This is a genomic window from Lysobacter cavernae, assembly GCF_042648505.1.
Lineage (GTDB): Bacteria > Pseudomonadota > Gammaproteobacteria > Xanthomonadales > Xanthomonadaceae > Lysobacter_L > Lysobacter_L cavernae.
Genome location: NZ_JBHRXK010000001.1, coordinates 572320 through 590554 on the forward strand (window position 1 = coordinate 572320; position 18235 = coordinate 590554).

The following is an 18235-nucleotide window of genomic DNA, read 5'->3' on the forward strand; positions in this document are numbered from 1 at the left end:
CCTGTCATGCTGGCCCGCCTTGGCCGCTGCCGCTGCAAAGTCGCCGATACCGGGCACTGCCGATACCATGTGGGTTGCTGTCATGCCTATTCCTGGATCAGGGTGGTTGCGGGACTGGCCCGGTCGATCCACCGCTGCGGTGCCCCGCCGACCAAACGCCCGAAGGAACGACGTTGGAAAAGCCGAAGAAATCGATCCGCCGCAAGGGACACGCCGTCACCATTGATGAAGTGGCCGCGCTGGCGAACGTGTCGCCGATGACCGTCTCGCGTGTGGTCAATGGCCAGGGCAAGGTCCGCGACGCGACCCGCGAGCGGGTGATGCGCGCCGTGCGCGAACTGGGCTACACACCCAATCTGGCCGCCAGTGCGCTGGCCACCGCGCAGAACACGCGCATCGCACTGATCTACACCAACCCCAGTTCCGCCTACCTGCGCGAGCTGCTGGTGGGCGCCCTGCACGGTGCGGCGCGGACGGCAACGCAGCTGGTGATCGACACCTGGGAAAACCTCAACGCCGAGGCGCAGCGCAGTGCCGCACGCGCGCTCACCAAGAGCGTGGCAGGGGCGATCCTGCCACCGCCGCTGTGCGAATCCAAGGCCGTGGTGGCCGAACTGATCAGTGGTGGCATCCCGGTGGTGGCGATCGCTTCGGCGCGCTTCAACCAGGAAATCTCCTGCGTGCGCATCGACGACTTTCGCGCCAGCCAGGAAATCACCGAGCATCTGATCGCGCTTGGCCATACCCGCATCGGCTACATCAAGGGCCACCCCAACCAGACCGCGAGCGCGCGCCGCTTCGAAGGGTTCCAGGCCGCATTGAACGCGGCCGGCATCGCCCTCGATACTGCGCTGGTACAGCAGGGCTACTTCAGTTACCGGTCCGGCCTGGAAGCGGCCGAGAAACTGCTCAGTCACCGCCGTCCGCCGACCGCGATCTTCGCCAGCAACGACGACATGGCCGCGGCCGTGGTGTCCGTCGCGCACCGACGCGGCCTGGACGTGCCGCGCGATCTGTCGGTGGTCGGTTTCGACGACACGTCCGCCGCGACCACCGTGTGGCCGGAACTGACCACCATCCAGCAGCCGATCGCGTCGATGGCCGACTCGGCCATCGACGTGCTGCTGCGCGACATCCGCCGCAAGGACCGCAGCGCACGCATGCTCGCCGACCACGTGGTCGCGCACAAGCTGATCTCGCGCGATTCGGTCGCGCCGCCCAAGCGCGTGTCCACCAGCTAGCGCGGCATCAGTCGAAAGCGCCGGGCCAGCATTGGCTGGCCGGCTGCCATCGCGCATCGTCATCATCACGCGGTCCATTGATGCCCCGCCTCAGCCTTCCATCCGCTCCAGGGCAATGCCCTTGGTCTCGTAGACGTACTTGGCCACGAAGAACACCGAGATGATCGCGGCCACCGTATAGATGCCGTAGGCGCCGGCCAGGCCGATGCCGGCCAGCAGGATCGGGAAGGTCACCGTGATGAGGAAATTGGACGTCCACTGCGCCGCACCGGCCACCGCCAGTCCGGAACCGCGGATCTGGTTGGGGAACATCTCGCCCAGCATGACCCACATCACCGGGCCCCAGGACATGTTGAAGAAGATCACGTAAACGTTGGCGGCCACCAGCGCCACTGTGCCCATCGCATCGGACAGCACCAGCTTGCCGTTGCCGTCGAGCGAAGCGCTGGCAAAGGCGATGGTGACCAGGGCCAGCGACGCCGCCATGCCCACCGAACCGACCCACAGCAGCGGCTTGCGGCCGATGCGGTCGATCAGCACCACCGTCACCAGGCAGGCGCCAATGCTCAGCGCACCCGACAGCACGTTGATCAGCAGTGCGTCGTTCTCGGAGAAACCCACTGCCTGCCACAGCACCGCGCCGTAATAAAACACGACATTGATGCCCACCAGCTGCTGGAACGTGGCCAGGCCAATGCCGATCCACACGATGGGACGGATCTTGCCGGTGGCCTTGTTGACCAGGTCGGACAGACGCGGACGATGGTCCTGCGACAGCGACGCTCCGATCTCGCCCAGCGTGGCCTCGGCCTGCGTGCTGCCGTACAGGCGCGTGAGCACGGCCAGCGCGTCGGCCTTGCGGCCCTTCACCACCAGGTAGCGCGGACTTTCGGGAATGAACAGCAGCAGCAGCAGGAACGCCAGCGACGGCAGCGCCTGCATCCAGAACATCCAGCGCCAGGCCGCCTGGCCAAGCCACAACGGGTCGGTCGATGCGCCCGCGGCCTTGGCCAGCAGGTAGTTGCTGAGGAACGCGCAGAACAGGCCGCCGATGATCGCGATCTGCTGCACCGTCGCCAGCCGGCCGCGATAGCGCGCTGGCGCGACCTCGGCGATGTAGGCCGGCGACATCACGCTGGCCGCGCCGACGGCGAAGCCACCGAGCACGCGCGCCACCACGAACACCAGCGAGCTGTGCGCCGCGCCCGCACCGAGCGCGGACAACAGGAACAGCGCCGCGGCGATGATCAGCACCGCGCGCCGTCCCCAGCGGTCGGCCAGGCGGCCGGCAAAGAACGCGCCGGCCGCGCAACCGAGCAGCATCGAGGCGACCTCGAAACCGATGCCGGCGGAACTGGACTGGAAGGTCTGCTTGAGGCCGTCGACGGTGCCGTTGATGACACCGCTGTCGAAGCCGAACAGGAAACCGCCGATGGTCGCCACGCAGCTGATCAGGACGATGAAGCGTGTGTTCTCCGCACTGTTGCCATTGGCAATGCCGGCATTGTCGAGCATGGTGCTGTTCATTCCCCTACTCCGCTGTTGGTCCCAAGCCTCACCGCGCAGCGCGCGGCCCCCTTACCTGTGACGGGCGCCCCGCGTCGCGGAGCACCCATTGTTCCTGCAACGATGCCGCGTTTACCGGCGCAACAGATACTGGTTGAGCAGGTTCTCGTACTGCTCCTGGTGGCCGCTCAGCTTCACCGGCTCGCCGCTCTTGACCGCCAGTGCATGCAGGTCGGCCAGGCCCAGCTGGCCGTTCGCGAAGTCCTGGCCGGCACCGCTGTCGAAGCTGGCGTAGCGCTGCGCGCGCCACTGCTCCCACGGCGAGGCGTTGAGCAGTGCGTGCGCCACTTCCAGACCGCGTGCGAACGCGTCCATGCCGCCGATGTGAGCCATGAACAGGTCCTGCGCATCGGTCGACTCGCGCCGCACCTTGGCGTCGAAGTTGAGCCCGCCCGGGGCCAGCCCCCCCTGGCGCAGCACCACCAGCATCGCGCCGACGGTGTCGTACAGGTCGGTCGGGAACTGGTCGGTGTCCCAGCCGTTCTGGGCATTGCCACGGTTAGCGTCGATGCTACCGAGCAGGCCGTGATCGGAGGCGACCTGCAGGTCGTGTTCGAAGGTGTGGCCCGACAACGTGGCGTGGTTGGCCTCGATGTTGAGCTTGAAGTCCCGGTCCAGTCCGTGCTTTTGCAGGAAACCGGCGACGGTGGCCGAGTCGAAGTCGTACTGGTGCTTCATCGGCTCCATCGGCTTGGGCTCGATCAGGAACACGCCGTTGAAGCCGATGCTGCGGCCGTAATCACGCGCCATGGTCAGGAAGCGCGCGAAGTGCTCCAGCTCGCGCTTCATGTCGGTGTTGTGCAGGCAGGCGTAACCCTCGCGGCCGCCCCAGAACACGTAGTTCTCGCCGCCCAGTTCGACGGTGGCGTCCAGCGCCGCCTTGACCTGCACCGCCGCGCGCGCGACCACCGCAAAATCCGGATTGGTCGAGGCACCGTTCATGTAACGCGGATGGCTGAAGAGGTTGGCGGTGCCCCACAATAGCTTGACGCCGGTGGCCTGCTGGCGCTGCTTGGCCAGCGCGACCAGGTGCTTGAGGTTGTTCTCATACTCGCCGATATCGTCGGCATCCGGTGCCATGTCGATATCGTGGAAGCAGTAGTACGGCACGCCGAGCTTGGTGAAGAATTCGAACGCGGCGTCGAGCTTGGCCTCGGCACGCGCCAGCGGTACGCCGGCGGCGTCCCACGGGTAATTGCGCGTGCCCGGGCCGAACGGATCGTGGCCGGCGTTGCAGAAGCTGTGCCAGTAGCACACCGCGAAGCGCAGGTGCTCGGCCATGGTCTTGTCGCCGATCTTCTTGTTGGCGTCGTAGACCTTGAAGGCCAGCGGGTTGTCGGAATCACGTCCCTCGAACGGGATGCGGCCGATGCCGGGGAAGTATTCCTGGGCGCCGATGTAGGGAATGGTCATGGTGTCGGTATCACTGGTGGAGGATCGAATAAAAATCCCGTCGCCGGGGTTCGGCGTCAGCCGGACGTTTCCGTAACGGGCAAGGCCCTCGCGGGGGCAGTGGGAGAGGGGTTGGCGTTGAACTGCACGGCCGCCCGCAGGTGGCGCAGGAACACGCCGTAATGCGAGCGATAGGCCGCAACGGCTTCGCGCTCGGGCTGCGCCGACAGAGCCGGGTTCACACGCACGTGCTCGCACGCAATGTCGACGATGTCCCGGGCCTGGCCGCTGGCGTGGGCATGCGCCCACAAGGCCTGCAGCGCGGCGCCGAAGGCCGCGCCTTCGGCCTGCTCGGGCACTTCCACGGGCAGGTCGAACACATCGGCCACCATCTGCCGCCAGGCCGCGCTGTGCGAGCCACCGCCGGTGAGGCGGATCGAGTCGAACCGCATGCCCGCGGCCTGCAACGCGTCGTAGCCGTTGCGCAGGCTGAAGGTGGCGCCTTCCATCGCGGCGCGGTACAGATTGCCGCGCGTGAGGTTGTGCAGGTCCATGCCGTGCAGTCCAGCGCGCGCCAGCGGCAAATCCGGCGTGCGCTCGCCGTTGAAGAACGGCAGCATCACCAGCCCGTCGGCGCCCGGCCGGGTCTCGGCCATCACCGCGTCGCCATCGCGGCTGTGGAAGCCGAACAGGCGCGCCACGGCTTCGGTGGCGACGGTGCAGTTCATCGTGCAGATCAGCGGCAGCCAGCCGCCGGTCGAGGAACAGAACGCCGCCCAGCCGCCGTCGGCGTCGACGACCGGCCGATCCGCGTGCGCGAACAGCGTGCCGGAGGTACCCAGGCTCATGCTCAGCACACCGGCCTCGACGTTGCCGGTGCCGATCGCCGCCATCATGTTGTCGCCACCGCCGGCCGCCACGCGAACGTCACGAGGCAGGCCCAGCGCATCGGCGGTGGCCTGCGTGATCACGAAGCTGGCATCGGCCTCGACCAGCGGTGGAAGGCATTGCGACAGGTCACGGTCGGCGTCGAGTGCGGCCAGCAACTCCGGCGACCAGCGACGCGTGCGCACGTCCAGCCAGCCGGTGCCGGAGGCGTCGCCGTGCTCCATCCAGTACTCACCGGTCAGCCAGTAATTCACGTAGTCGTGCGGCAGCAGGATCTTCGCCATCCGCGCGTAGACGTCGGGCCGATGCTTGCGCGTCCATGGCAGTTTCGAAGCGGTGTAGCCGGCCAGGATCGGGTTGCCGGCCAGCGCGATGCTGCGCGCGACGCCGCCGACCGACTGCATGATTTCGTCGCATTCGGCGCTGGTGCTGGTGTCGCACCACAGCTTGGCGGGCGCCAGCACCTGGCCGTTGGCGTCCACCGGTACGAAACCGTGCTGCTGCCCGGACACGCCGATCGCCGCCACGCGCGCACGCTGCTCATCGTCCAGTCGCGCGAAGCAGATGCCGATCGCTTCGATCCACCACTGCGCCTGTTGCTCGCGCGAGCCGTCGTTGCCAGCGATCAGTTCCAGCGCATGGCCGTGGGTGGCGACCACGCGCCTGGCCTGCGGGTCGTAGGCGACCAGCTTGACGCTCTGCGTGCCGACGTCGAGGCCGATGAACAGGCTCATGCGCGGCACTCTCCCAGAAAAAAGTTAGCGCTACCATTTTTGTCGTTAAAAAAAACAGCGCTGGGCTGAGTCATGGCTGCAAGTCGGTATCCCGGTCGATAGCGAACTGTACCAGTGCTGCGAAAAAATCCTTTGTGCAGTGCGGAAAGTCCACCAAAACAATGGCTTGGGCATGACCACGACGCACCCCGGCCCACACCCTCGGCAGCGTCCCGACCCATCGTCTGGCAGATGCCCGACGGTGGCACCGGCACACCGCTGCCGATCCGATTGAAGCTGCGCCCGCTTGCCGCGCCCCCCTTTCTGCATTCGGGTTCAATGGCGCCCGCGCACTGCGCGCGGCGCCACCACACCTGACTACGCTGGCATCGTTGCAGGCCGCCGCCCCCATACCGCGGGCGCGGCCTTGCAGTACTTGTCGATGAACTCCTGTTGCAACGGCATGCGCGCAACCGCTTCGTCGATGGGTTTGCGTATCCCCGCCAACAGTTTGCATATGTCCTCGTCGCCCAGCGTGGCCGCCAACGGATGATGCTGCTGTGGCACGAGGCCCTGCCCCAGCATCACGTGCGTCCACGAGTCCACCCGGAACAGTTCGTTGGCGCCCTGCCATGCGTGCGCACGCTCGCGCCATGCGCGCAGGCGGATCGCCAGCGAGTCGGGCAATTCCATCTCGCGGCATTGCACCCACATCGGCTCGTCGCGCTGGTTGGCGTGGTAGTGCAGGATGATGAAGTCGCGTACGTGCTCCATCTCACTGCGGCTGGTCTCGTTGTACAGCTCGACCAGCGACGGCGGGATCCCGTCGAAGGGGAACAATTCGATCAGGCGCACGATCGCGGTCATGCTCAGGTGCAGACTGGTCGATTCCAGCGGCTCGATGAAGCCGCTGGCCAGGCCCAACGACACCACGTTCTTGTTCCAGGCCTGCACACGGCGACCGGTGCGGAATGGCACCAGCCACGGCTCGCGAATGGGCGCCGCGCCGACATCGTGCAGCAGCTTGGCGCGCGCCTCGTCGTCGGACATGTGGCGACTGGAGAACACCAGCCCGCAGCCCACTCGGTGTTGCAACGCGATGTGCCAGCGCCAACCGGCTTCGTGCGCGATTGCGCGCGTGTACGGCGCCGGCGATCCAATCGCTTCAGTCTGCACCGCCACCGCGCGATCGCAGGGCAGCCACTGGTTCCAGTCCTCGTAGCCGGTGCGGAGCGTCTGCTCGATCAGCAGGCCGCGGAATCCGGTGCAATCGATGAACAGATCGCCCTCGATTACCTGGCCGTCTTCCAGCACCAGCGCTTCGACGTTGCCCGAGCCGGCGTTCTGCCTGACCTCGTGGATCTTGCCTTCGATGCGCCTGAGGCCGTAGCCCTCGGCCTTCCTGCGCAGGAATCGCGCATACAGGCCGGCGTCGAGGTGGTAGGCGTAGTTGACCTGCGGCTGTTGCAGCAGCGCGAAGCGGTCGCCGCGTGAGGCCACGGTTTCCAGGCAGTAGTCGCCAAGCTCCGACGGCATCCCGCGGCGCAGGCTATCCAGCCAGAAGTGGTGGAAGCCACACACCAGCGTGCTTTGCCCGGTGATGCCAAACGGATGGATGTAGCGCTCGCCGTGCCGGCGCCAGTTCTCGAACGAGATCGACAGCTTGAAGGTGCCAGCGACCTCGCGCAGGAACTCCTGCTCGTCGATCTGCACGAAGCGATGGAAGTTGCGGATTGGCGGAACGGTCGACTCGCCCACACCGACCGTACCGATCTGCTCTGATTCGACCAGGACCACGTCGAGCCGGTCGCGGAACTGGTGCGTCAGCGCGATGGCCGCCAGCCAACCTGCCGTGCCGCCACCGGCGATCACTACCTTGCGAATTCCGCCTTTGTCCACCGTATTCCCCTCGCCTGTCATGGACGCCGCAACGCCCGGTTCAACGATTTAGCTTGCCGATCAGCATCGCCCGCAATTGCCGCGCCATCGTCTCGTCGACCGGCCCGAGCACGTTGCGCGCGGCTTCCGGCAGATGGTCGCCGGCGCGCGGCCCCGGTCCGAACACGTAGTAATCGAACACCTCGCGCCATGCCTGCTTCTCGCGCTCGGGCCGGTCGCGGATCGTCCACAGCGCGTGGTACAGCGCGTGCATCGGTGTGGGCAGGTACGCCGGCACGCTGCTCCACCAGTAGTTCACCAGCACGTTGAATGCTTCCAGCCCTTGCACGTGGTGCCACCACAGGCTCGGGATGAAGATGGCGTCGCCAGGCTCCAGCACCGCGCTCTGCCCCGCGGCCAACGCATGGCGAAAGCGCGGATGACGCTCGAGGTCCGGCGCATCGAAGTCCACCACGCTCACCGCCTGCCCGCCCGGCGTGGGCTCCAGCGGTCCGGGATAGAGGTTGTCGATCTGTTCTGGTGGAAACAGGGTGAAGCGGCGGCGGCCGACTGCGCAGCAGGCGATGTTGTTCAAGGCGTCGTAATGGCATGACGCCGTCACGCGGTTGCCGATCCAGATGCTCGGCGGCGCGTCGATGCCCTGCCCCCCCAGACCCAGGTCATTCGCTTCGCGCAGGCCGGGTAGACGGCTGTCGATCGGCAACGAGGCGACGTAATAGGTCGGCGGTCGCGCATCGTCGGCGTGCACAGCGATATCGCCGAGAACCTGATCCAGCCCGCCGCGTTTCACCTCGAAATTGAGGTCGCTGTAATCGTCGGTGTAGAACGGCCGTCCCGCGATGTCCGGCGCACCCCAGGAGTAGGTCACCGGTTGGCCGTTGTAGAAGCGTTGGAGATAATCCATCGCAGCCTGCATCGAAGGCGAGCCCGCCTGCACCAGTCCCCAGTCGCGCGCGACGCCGCGCAACACGGCCGGCTGGCCGCTGGCGAGCAGTTCATCCAGTGGCAATGCACCGGGTCCAACGCCTTCGATCTCACGGATGCGCGTGGCGACGTCGGCCACTCAACCGCCCTCGGCCAGCCGCAGGCGGCGCTGCTTCTCCGCCATCAACCGGCGCAGGTTGTGCAGCGATGCCAACACCAGATAGGCGCCTTCCAGGTAACCGGCACGGTGCAAATCGTGCAGCGATGCGGAATCCAGCGCGGTGAGGCGTTCGCGGTCAATGCCGTGCAACCCGGCGAGACTCACGCGGTGTTGCTGGTCCAGTTGCAGTTCCAGGCTGACCGGCTGGATGAGCCCGAGCGCATCAAACGCGGCGAACATCGCGCGACCGCCTTCGACGCCGTCGCGTATGCCACGCAGCACGCCAGCGATGTGTTCCAGGTAGGCACTGTTGCCGCCGTGCTCGAGAAATACCGGCTCGCCCGTGTCGAAGCCGACGCGCGGGTGCTCCACGTCGACATGGATGACCGGTTCGCGGCGCAGCTCGCCGTCGATGCGCTGCTCCTGGAAGCCGATCAGGAACGGCCCCTTGGCGACCGCACCGGGCAGGTAGGTGGCATTCCAGCGTCCGTCCTGCAGGAAGAGGTTTTCGGTCCGGTCGAACCCCAGCAGCGCCACCGCCTGCCACTCGCCGCGCTCGCCGTCCTTGCGGAAGAAGATCGGGTACTCGCGCTGCAGCTCCGCGAACTCGGTCGGGAACGCCACCACCATGCCGACCTCGTCACCGAACTGCCGGCCAAAACCGGTGGTGACGCGCAGCCCCTTGTGGGCGATGTTGTTGAGCAGTTCGTATCGGGACATGGCGTTACGCGCAATGGGCTTGCGTGATCTTATGCGCTTGTCGCGACGCGGCGGCAAGACTCCCGGCACGTTGTCGATCACGGACCGGCGCAAAGCCGCCAGCAACGCGAACGGCCCCATGGAAAGGCGGGACCGCTGCGGTTGCAGCGGCCCCGTTCCGTGCGACGTTCCAGGACAGGTGCTGCACCTTAGAACTTGTAGCGAACGCCCAGCGTGTAACGTGGGCTCTGGTCGACCAGCCGGATGATCTGCTTCTCGGAGCGGCCGTGCCAGCGCACGTCCTCGCCGGTGAGGTTGAGGGCCTCGAAGCCGAACTGCCAATGGTCGTTGAGCGTGTAGTTCACGCCCAGGTCCCACTGCTGGTATTCCTCGACGTAGAACGGATTGCGGTTGGAACCGTTCTGGTTGGCCGCGATCAGGTACTCGTCACGCCAGTTCCAGGCCAGGCGCGCCGACCATCCGTGCTTCTCGTACATGAACATCACGTTGGCGGTATCGCTCAGGCCCAGCAACGCGAACTGGTCGCGATCGATGACCGTGTTGTCGAAGCCGACGTCGCCATCGACCAGCGTGTAGTTGGCGAAGATGCCAAAACCGGTTTCACCGAAGAAGTACTGGCCTCCCATTTCCCAGCCGTGCAGGTTGGCTTGGTCCTGGTTGACCGGACGCTCGACATCGAACATGTACAGCGGGTCGTCCGACTCGCCGACCAGGTCGTAGGCGTTCTCCATCGCCAGCACCTGCGCCGAACTGCCGTTGTACGCGGCCAGGCCACCGGTCTCGGCATTGCGCAGCATCGCCAGCGCGGCGAACAGGGCCGTGTCGTTGGCCGAGCAGGCGGCGTCGATGTCGTTGCCGGCGGCGCCTACCTGCGACACGCACGTCGCACTCTGCAGGAAGGCCAGCGCCGCCTGCGCGTCCGGGCCCGAGGTCGGGTCGGTCAGGCCGTACAGCGACTCGCGCACCACGGACGTGCCGATGAAGTTGGCCACCTTCTTGTTCCAGAACGTCAGCGAGACGTAACTGGCGTCGGCGAAGTACCACTCCACCGCCAGGTCCAGGTTGTCCGACTCCAGCGGATCCAGCGACGGGTTCTGCGCATCGCCATCGGCGCGCGTGGACGGGTTGACCAGGATCGAACCGGTCGGCTGGTTGGCGGTTGGACCCGCATACAGGTTGCCGTAGGGCGCGCGCGCGATGGTCTGGCTGAAGGACGCGCGGCCCTTGATCTCATCGGTGAAGTTGATACTGAAATCCAGGTTCGGCAGCACGTAGTTGTAGCTGTGCGTTTCGCTGAAGGGCTGCTGGTCGTCCGAACGCAGAACGCGGAAGTCGTTGTTCGCCTGCCACTGGATCGCGCTGGGCGTAGCCACCTGCGTGGTCGAGGTCAGGTAGGTCTTCTCGTAGCGCACACCGATGCGGGTGTTGGTGGTCATGCCGCCCAGCGTGCCGTCCAGTTCGATCTGGCCGTAGACGGCATCGGTGTCCTCCTCGATGCGGTTGTCCGCGGCCAGCTGCGGGTTGTAGCGGGTGGCCGCACCGTAGAAGTCGCCCGCCCACAGCGCGCCCTGCGTGGCATCGCCGCGCCAGGCGCCGGTTGCCGCGCCGTTGGCGCTGTAGTCGTCGAACATTCCGACGATGTCCGTCGGCCTCAGCAGTGCAGCCAGCCCCGGTTCGTTGCCGGTGTTGGCCACGCCCCAGTCGCCCAGCGTCGAGTAGGCCTCGGTGGCCTGCTTGCGCGTCATTTCCATGCGCGAGGAGTCCAGGCCGAACTGCAGGCGGCCCTCGTCGAAGTTGTATTCGCCGTCGACGCGCCCCTGCTTGATCTCGGTTTCCTGGCGCTGGTAATTGATGCGTAGCACCTGCGAGCCGATCTGTTCCGCCGGGAAGTCCGGGTTGACCGTGCCGCCCGTGTTGGCGATGGCGGAGGCGGAGTTCGGGTACCAGGTGCGCGCGCCGATCGGCAGGCCCTCGTTGAACCGCAGCTCCTGCGCCCAGTTGCCACCGCAGTACGGCCCCACGGTGCAGTTATTGGTGCCCGCGATGCTGAAGTACGTCGAGCCGCCACCGGTGACCGGGTCGTTGGGCAGGCTCTTGGAGGTCGTGCTGTGGCCGTCGAACGACAAGCGGAAGCGGTCGGTGACATCCCACTTGGCGTTGAAGCCGAGCGAGCCGAGCTTGTATTCCTGCTCGTTGCGCTGCTGCTCGTAGCCGAAGTCCTTGGTGCCCACGATGTCACGCAGGTAGACCGGGGTAGCCACCGCTTCGTTGGTGTCGAACTCAAGGTGCGTGAAGCTGTTGGCGCGTTGCAGCCAGATGGTCTGCTCGCCGCGGTTCTCGGAGATCTCGTTGCTGGAATAGGTGTAGTCCAGCGTCATGGTCAGGCTGTCGGTCGGCGCGAACTGCAGCACCGCCTGGCCATTGAGGCGCTCACGCTCGAAATCGGCGAAGGCATAGCGCAGGTCGTTGGGCAGGCCGTACAGCTGGCCGATGCCCGGTGCGTTGACCACCGTCGCGTCTGCGCGCAGCGCCGGATCGGTGCCGGTCCAGCGCTGGATGTTCCAGGCATTCTCGGTCGACTGCACCGAACCGCCATGGCGCTTCTGGTAGCTGGCCGACAGGCCGACGCCCCAGGTCTTGTCGTCGTTGGTGTAGCTGAAGATGCCGGAGACTTCCGGGGTGATGTCGTTGTCGAACGGCTGCGACTCGTCGTACACCGCCTTGGCGCCCGCCGTGGCGACGAGGCCCTGGTGGTTGAGCGGGCGGTCGGTCTGGATGTCGATGGTGGCGCCGATGCCACCGCTGGGCACGCTGGCCCGGCCGGTCTTGTAGACCACCAGCGTGTCGATGGATTCCGAAGCGAGCTGCGCGAAGTTGAACGCGCGCGTGCCGCCGTCGACGCCACCGATCGGCACTTGGCCGGGCGCGCCGAACGCGTCCGCACCGGGAATCTGGCGGCCGTTGAGGGTCACCAGGTTGAACTGTGGGCCAAAGCCGCGCGCGGTGATCTGCGCGCCCTCGCCATCGCGGCGCTCGATCGAGATGCCGGTGATGCGCTGCAGCGATTCGGCCAGATTGGTGTCGGGAAATTTGCCGATGTCCTCGGAGCTGATCGCATCGACGACGCCAGCGGCCTCGCGCTTGAGTTCCATCGACTGGTTGAGGCTGTTGCGCAGGCCGGTGACGACAACCGAGTCGAGCGTGGTGGCCTCGTCGGTGGCCTGGGACTGGCTCACCTGCGCCGTGGTGGCCTGCGCGGCCTGCGGATCCTGTGCGAATGCGGGGTTGATGACCAGCACCCCACCGACAAAGGTGAACATCGCCCTGGACTTGAACTGCTTGAGTCTTTTGCTCATCACCAGCCCCCCTTGTACGAAGAAGCACCATTGAGGGTGTGCGGCGCGGCTGTCGCCTCCGCTCGGGACGTACTCACTGCGTGGCACAGAAACCAGATCATGTGGTCTGCCCTCTACTTCAATCGATGGATGGATTGCCCTCCCTAGGGCACCAGCAGGTCGTACCTGCTCACTTCGAGACAAGGCGTTAAAGGAACCGCCCGTACTGCATTGGTGTTGGCTTGGCTCTCCCCTTCGAGGCTTTGCCCTTAGAGGCATCAGGACCTGTACGGCGGCAAACAGCGCGCCCCGCGCATGCTTCCTGACGTACCAACAAAGTGGTAGCGCTACCACTGTTAAATTCAGATTAATCACTCTTTGCCAAATCTGTCATCTTGCGACGCAACATTTGGTCTCAAATGAAACAGATCAGGGTCTTGACCCGTTCAACTCGGCTCGATTCGGAGGCACTGTTTCACCGCCGCGGTGGCGAGCAATGAATCGCCACAGCACATCGCGCGTGCTGAGCCGCTTCGCCCCCATCGCGGCAACCGACAGTTTTGGGAGAGGTTTTACTGCCCTGTCTTCCGGCCGGCCGGGTTTCAGTCCCGACGCCGCGTTTTGCTCCGGACGCGTTTACCGTTGCCGGCGATGCGTGGAACTTCCTCGGCCGACAGAACGCCGTTGTCGGTCATCTGTTCCAGGAGGGCCAAGGTATCGACGTACGACAGGAACTGCTGCAGATACCCTGGCGCCAGGTCGCGCATCAGGGTGAGCGAGCGATGCACTAGGCGCGCTGAATTGAGGGGACCTGCGTCCTCAGGGATCTGCTCCAGAGATTGCTGCTGCAACTGACTCTCGGTGCGTATGCGTGACCAGATCTTCCTGAACTCGTCGAGTGCCGCCATCTCCGGGAAAGCGGTCCCGGATGCAGTGCGCTCCGCCGCGAATGCGCCATCGCGCGTTGCCGCCTGCCGGGCGAGCCGATCGACCAGCAGCCCCACGGCTCCCTGGACGCATGCACCTGGCGTGACGTTGCTTGCGGTGGCGGGTTGAAATGCGACCTTTTCGAGCGCCTCGGCATAGGCCCCGATCAACTCGAACAGCCTGCCGTCGAGCAGGCGCCGCGTCTCACCGTCCACTCCGGCCACGCGGCGCTCGAGTGCCACGATGATCTGGAAGCGAATCGGGTCGAAACGATCAGCGCCCTGGTCACGCCACGCATCCAGCATTGCGCGAACGCCAGCCCCGCTATCGTTCATGGGATGCCGCGGTGGCTTTCGACTTTGGTATGGGGGCGATTTCCACCCGGCGATTCCGGGCCCGCCCGTCCTCGTCGGCATTCGAGCTCACCGGCTGCTGTGAACCAAACGCCGCCGCGAAAACCGATGATGCAGGCACGCCGTCGGCGATCAATGCGCGGGTCACGGTCAACGCGCGCTTGGCCGACAGTTCCCAGTTGTCGGCGAACTGGCGACTGCCGCCGCGCACCAACTGGTCGTCGGTGAAGCCACTGATCATCAGGATCTCGTTGCGATCCTTGAGGTAGTTGGAAAGCGGCGTCGCCAGGCTCTTCAGCAGGTCACGCCCTTCGGGTTGCAACTGGTCGGAGCTCAACGCGAACAGCACGCTGCCGCGAATGCCGATGCGACCGTTGACCAGCGTCACCCGGCCTTCCGCCAGCGGCACGGCCAACGCCTGCTCCAGCGCACTGCGGCGCTGCGCTTCGATCCGGCGCTGCTTGACCTCCTCGTCCAGTCGGCTGGACAGCTGCATCTGCACGCCGATCACGCCGACCAGGATCAGCACGAACGCGCCGAGCAGCACCGACATCAGGTCACCGAACGCGGCCCAGACCGACGCCGTCGACTCGGTGTCGACGTCGATCTCCACACTCATGCTGCTCGTGTTCCGGCAGAAGCCTGCTGGCCGGAAAGCTGTTGCATGTCCTCGACGATCTGCTTCTGCGCGAGCATGCTCAGGTCGATGACCTCCCTGGCCTGGGCGACGTAGTACGCCAACTGTTCGTCGCTGCGCGAGAGCGATTTGTCCAGCGCGGTTTCGATGCTCTGCAGGCGCGCGACCAGCATCTGATTCGAATCTCCGAACTGCCCTACGGCCGCTCCGAACGCATCTCCCAGGCTCGCCACTTCGATCGCGCCAGCGCTGATCTGGGCTGCGGCGGTACCGAGCTTTCCGCTTTCGGCCTCGACCTGTTCGGTGAAGCGGGTGCCGACACGATCCAGCAGATCTGCCGATGTGCTGACCAGGGCATCGACGGCCGCCCGTTGTTCGGTCGAAGCGTGGTTCACGGCATCAAGAAGTGTTTCCAGCGTGGCCAACAGGCGACCGCGCTCTTCCAGCATGGCGGTATCGCGAACCATGCTGTCGGAGAGCTTCTGGCGCAGTTCGGCGATGACATCAGCCGCTGCCTTGGGCGCTTCGGACGCGGTTTGCACCAGACGCGAAATCTCGGCGATGGTAGCCCTCGCGTGCGCCTGCGTCTGCGCCGAGATGTCCTGCGCGGTCCGCGCGAGCGCGTCGCAAATGTCCTGCTGCCGGCTCGCGGCGTGCTCACCCGCTTGCTGCCAGTGATTGTTCAATGCCGCGGTCATTGCACCGAACGTCTCCATCCAGGTCGCCAGGCGCTGCTGATCGCGCGATTCCAGCACCGTCTGCAGGTCCGCATGCGACTGGTTCAGGGCGTGGACCAACGCCGTTGCGCGCTCGTCGAAGCTGTTCGCAACCGCAGTCAATGCCTGCTGGTTGCGGGTGGCCAGGTCCTCGCTGGCAATCTCCTGTCGCGACAGCGCAACGTCCCACGCGTTTGCTGCAAGCTGCGTCGAGGCAACGAAACGCGCGGACACTTCCTCCAGAAAACCCGCCGACCGCTGCTCGAATGTCGCGCTGAAACCCGCCAGCGCATGGCTCAGGTTCTGGACGATCGCCTCGTTGGACTGTCGGTGCTCCACCAGTGCCTGGCTCCAGATGTCCGCCACGGTCGTGGTCGTCGTACTGAATCCAGCCGACAGGCCATCCACCTGCTGCTGCACGGCCTTGATGACGGTTTCATGCACCGATGCCGCCTCGCGCGCGAGGGACGCCATCGTCGCTTCCACTACCGGTTGCAATGCCGCGCCGGCAGCGTGCGCGCCTCCGGCGATGCTGTCCTTGAGCGACTGCTCCACGGACGCAGCCAGTCGCGAATAGATGGCCTCGGTCTTGCCGTGGAACGCATCCTGGCTGGCCAACTGTCGTTCGCTTGCGGCCAGGCTTTGTTGCTCGATGGCCACCATCATCGTCTGCAGACGATCCACCAGCGCGGGCATGACCCCGCTCTGCCGCTGCAGAAGCTTGAACGCTTCTTCGCGCTGATGGGTCTGTGAATGGACGCGCAACGTCGTCGCGATGGCCACGTCCAGCCGCTGCACCTCCTGCAGCCGCTCACGTCGGCACAGCGCGGACAACAGCCCGAGCATCGCCGAGGCGGTCACGCCCGCGATCGAGGTACCGAATGCAAACCCCAGCCCCTTGACCGGTGCGGCGAGCGACTCGCGAATGGCCTGAATATCCGTGGCACTCTCCAGCGCCATGCCGGTGCCGCGCAGGGTCGTCATCATGCCCAGCAGCGTGCCCAGCATGCCCAGCAGCACCAGCAGGCCCACCAGATACGATGTCAATGCCGGCGCCGGCAGCGCCACGCGCTCGCCCTCGACGCGCAAGCGCACCGGATTGCGCAGCGACGGATCCAGACGGTCGAGCCAGTCACCCAGGTTGGACGGCGGCGCGGTCAGGGCGTCGATCGCGCGCTCGAGCGTGATCGTGGCCTGCCGATAGCGGTGCAATTCGAACCCGCCCGACCAATAACAGACGCCAATCAACAGCACGACCGACAGGGCCAGCGGATTGGAACCGACATAACCGACGCCGACCCACAGCACGACCCCCAAGCCTGCAAGAAAGACAGCGGGATTAAGCAGATTTCTGAACACGGGACCCCATCGGGCTGGCGCCGAGGGCTGCAATCAGCCCCTCGGCAGGTTGTAGGCGAACATCCAGTTCGGCGAGTAGCACGTGCTGCATGTCCTTGCGAAACACGCCCAGCCATGCGTCGGACGCCGCCGTCGACGTGTCGCCAAGCGCGTCCGCCGACGTCGTCTGCGCGTCCTGACGCAAGCGTTCGTAATGGCCTGCAAGCAACACGGGCACGGTCGACAACAGCGTCCGCTCACGCCGGCTCAACGCCCGCTCCATGGCCGCGTCCACCGCTGCCAGCCGAGCCAGGTCGAGCGACCTGTGAGCCAGTTTTTCCCGCAGACGGCCGCGCAACTGGTCGATATTGGCTTCCATCGCCTGCTGCAGGGCGAGATAGCGCTGACGAAAGAACGGGTAATCGGGTGCCTCTTCCGCGCCCGTACCGCCGGCGTTTGCCGATCCGCGCTGCGCTGGCGCGGAGAAAGCGCGATCCCCGACGATGGCATTGGCCAGCAAGGCACGCACACGGGCGCACTCGTTCTGCGTGCTATCCAGAGCTTGCTCGTCGTGAGCCGCCGCCGGCCTGCCATCCAATGCCGTGGACAACGCAACAGCATGGGCCCAGTCGATCCATTGGCTCAGCCGATCCGACAGCGACTGCCTGGGCGGGGGAACGCTGGTGTCCGACAGGCGGGCGAGTAGGCGGATGAATGTCGGGCCGCGGACCGGCGCCCGTTGAGATGCTTCCACTGTTACGACTGGCTAAATAATCGCCCATTTTACACGTGAATCGATGGCGATTGCTGCCTGTGATCAGCGGCCGACGGGTGCCAAACCCTCACTCGTGCCCGCTGCATCATTGCGTTGTCGTGGACGACAACGGCGTCGTGGTGATGGCGTGGATCGACCGTGACAGCGGCCACGTCGCCACCGGAAGGCGTCTGCGGGACCTGGACCCTCGTCGGGCTGTTTACTCGCCCGACTTGCGCACCACGAATTCGCCGAACAGCTTGCCGCCGTCCTTCAGCGCGAATTCGACCGCGACCTTGCTGCCCGGCTGCAACGGCGCGTGCGGCTGCATCAGCATCAGGTGCATGCCGCCGGGCTTGAGCGTGGCGGTGCTGTCGGGGGCGATGCGCAGCTCCGGCAACGCCCGCATCCGGCTCACGCCATCAACGATACGGGTTTCGTGCAGCGAGGTATCGGCAAAGGCCGGGCTGCTCACGCCGACGATGGTGATCGGGCTCGGGCAGGGGTTCTCGATGCGGCCGAAGCCGGCCATCATCGGCATCGCGGCGGGCGGCATCCGCACCCAGCCGTCCTGGATGCTCGGTGCGCATTCGCGCGCACCAACGCTTGCCGACAGCGCGGACAACAGGAGCAGCAACCCCGTTCGGATGCGTGATGCGTTCATCGGCCTAT

The 18235-nt window shown here is 65.8% G+C and carries 13 protein-coding genes; 1 reads left to right on the plus strand and 12 read right to left on the minus strand.

What is annotated here, in order from left to right; genetic code table 11:
• Window positions 1–173: 173 nt before the first annotated feature.
• Window positions 174–1241, plus strand: coding sequence for a LacI family DNA-binding transcriptional regulator (locus tag ACFOLC_RS02530; RefSeq protein ID WP_386757204.1), 1068 nt, complete (start codon window positions 174–176; stop codon window positions 1239–1241).
• Window positions 1242–1331: 90 nt separating this feature from the next.
• Here ACFOLC_RS02530 and ACFOLC_RS02535 read toward each other — a convergent pair whose 3' ends face one another.
• The 12 genes from ACFOLC_RS02535 to ACFOLC_RS02590 form a co-directional block, all read right to left on the minus strand.
• Complete coding sequence (locus ACFOLC_RS02535; protein ID WP_386757206.1) at window positions 1332–2768, minus strand: sugar porter family MFS transporter; 1437 nt, start codon at window positions 2766–2768, stop codon at window positions 1332–1334.
• 111 nt (window positions 2769–2879) lie between these two features.
• Window positions 2880–4220: a xylose isomerase gene (gene xylA / locus ACFOLC_RS02540; RefSeq protein WP_386757207.1), complete on the minus strand. Its 1341-nt coding sequence runs from the start codon at window positions 4218–4220 to the stop codon at window positions 2880–2882.
• A 56-nt stretch (window positions 4221–4276) separates the two neighbouring features.
• The gene (xylB, locus tag ACFOLC_RS02545) at window positions 4277–5821 is read right to left on the minus strand and encodes a xylulokinase (RefSeq protein ID WP_386757209.1); all 1545 of its coding nucleotides are present in this window, start codon (window positions 5819–5821) and stop codon (window positions 4277–4279) included.
• Window positions 5822–6178: 357 nt separating this feature from the next.
• A complete protein-coding gene (locus ACFOLC_RS02550) occupies window positions 6179–7720 on the minus strand; it encodes a tryptophan halogenase family protein (protein WP_386757211.1) in 1542 nt (513 codons plus the stop codon).
• 19 nt (window positions 7721–7739) lie between these two features.
• Window positions 7740–8762: a cupin-like domain-containing protein gene (locus ACFOLC_RS02555; RefSeq protein WP_386757213.1), complete on the minus strand. Its 1023-nt coding sequence runs from the start codon at window positions 8760–8762 to the stop codon at window positions 7740–7742.
• Complete coding sequence (locus ACFOLC_RS02560; protein ID WP_386757215.1) at window positions 8763–9503, minus strand: SapC family protein; 741 nt, start codon at window positions 9501–9503, stop codon at window positions 8763–8765.
• Window positions 9504–9691: 188 nt separating this feature from the next.
• Window positions 9692–12859, minus strand: coding sequence for a TonB-dependent receptor (locus ACFOLC_RS02565; RefSeq protein ID WP_386757217.1), 3168 nt, complete (start codon window positions 12857–12859; stop codon window positions 9692–9694).
• Between the two features lie 581 nt (window positions 12860–13440).
• A complete protein-coding gene (locus ACFOLC_RS02570; protein WP_386757219.1) occupies window positions 13441–14100 on the minus strand; it encodes a DUF2894 domain-containing protein in 660 nt (219 codons plus the stop codon).
• The gene (locus tag ACFOLC_RS02575) at window positions 14090–14737 is read right to left on the minus strand and encodes an OmpA family protein (RefSeq protein ID WP_386757221.1); all 648 of its coding nucleotides are present in this window, start codon (window positions 14735–14737) and stop codon (window positions 14090–14092) included. The genes ACFOLC_RS02570 and ACFOLC_RS02575 overlap by 11 nt, the downstream gene beginning before the upstream one ends.
• Window positions 14734–16830 (minus strand): DUF802 domain-containing protein, encoded by a 2097-nt coding sequence (locus ACFOLC_RS02580; protein WP_386757223.1) that lies wholly within the window; start codon window positions 16828–16830, stop codon window positions 14734–14736. The genes ACFOLC_RS02575 and ACFOLC_RS02580 overlap by 4 nt, the downstream gene beginning before the upstream one ends.
• Entirely contained in the window at window positions 16811–17563 is a 753-nt protein-coding gene (locus ACFOLC_RS02585; protein WP_386757225.1) for a DUF3348 domain-containing protein, read from the minus strand. The genes ACFOLC_RS02580 and ACFOLC_RS02585 overlap by 20 nt, the downstream gene beginning before the upstream one ends.
• Window positions 17564–17783: 220 nt before the next feature.
• Window positions 17784–18227 carry a copper chaperone PCu(A)C gene (locus tag ACFOLC_RS02590; protein ID WP_386757227.1) on the minus strand — a complete coding sequence of 148 codons (444 nt, stop codon included), beginning with the start codon at window positions 18225–18227 and terminating at the stop codon, window positions 17784–17786.
• Window positions 18228–18235 lie beyond the last annotated feature (8 nt).

Coding starts and splice junctions, on each gene's coding strand:
- ACFOLC_RS02535 (WP_386757206.1), bottom strand. CDS start 2,768: ATGAACAGCACCATGCTCGACAATGCCGGCATTGCCAATGGCAACAGT.
- xylA (WP_386757207.1), bottom strand. CDS start 4,220: ATGACCATTCCCTACATCGGCGCCCAGGAATACTTCCCCGGCATCGGC.
- xylB (WP_386757209.1), bottom strand. CDS start 5,821: ATGAGCCTGTTCATCGGCCTCGACGTCGGCACGCAGAGCGTCAAGCTG.
- ACFOLC_RS02550 (WP_386757211.1), bottom strand. CDS start 7,720: ATGACAGGCGAGGGGAATACGGTGGACAAAGGCGGAATTCGCAAGGTA.
- ACFOLC_RS02560 (WP_386757215.1), bottom strand. CDS start 9,503: ATGTCCCGATACGAACTGCTCAACAACATCGCCCACAAGGGGCTGCGC.
- ACFOLC_RS02565 (WP_386757217.1), bottom strand. CDS start 12,859: ATGAGCAAAAGACTCAAGCAGTTCAAGTCCAGGGCGATGTTCACCTTT.
- ACFOLC_RS02570 (WP_386757219.1), bottom strand. CDS start 14,100: ATGAACGATAGCGGGGCTGGCGTTCGCGCAATGCTGGATGCGTGGCGT.
- ACFOLC_RS02575 (WP_386757221.1), bottom strand. CDS start 14,737: ATGAGTGTGGAGATCGACGTCGACACCGAGTCGACGGCGTCGGTCTGG.
- ACFOLC_RS02590 (WP_386757227.1), bottom strand. CDS start 18,227: ATGAACGCATCACGCATCCGAACGGGGTTGCTGCTCCTGTTGTCCGCG.